The organism is Neisseria sp. P0009.S007 (genome assembly GCF_051962515.1).
This window is the reverse complement of record NZ_JBQCVF010001142.1, coordinates 1-263: the sequence shown is the minus strand read 5'-3', so window position 1 is coordinate 263 and position 263 is coordinate 1. Positions and strand designations below refer to the sequence as shown.

The 263-nt window shown below is 61.6% G+C and carries 1 pseudogene; it reads left to right on the top strand.

The features are described 5' to 3' along the window. Positions 1-263 (top strand): annotated as a pseudogene (locus ACTHS3_RS18080) (YccS family putative transporter); the annotation flags it as partial.

The window sequence follows — 263 nt, the reverse complement described above, 5'->3', positions numbered from 1 at the left end:
CCTCGCGTGGGCAGCCGTTACCTACCTCTGGCCGGACTGGCGTTACCTCACCCTCGAAAAAACCGCCGCCCAAACCGTCGGCGGCAACGGCGCCTACCTCAGAAAAATCCTCGACCAGCTCCAATACGGCATCGCCGACGACATCGAATACCGCACCGTCCGCCGCCAAACCCACGAACGCACCGCCACCCTCAGCAGCACCCTCTCCGACATGAGCAGCGAACCTAAAAAATACGGCAACAACCTGCAAAGCGGCTTCACCC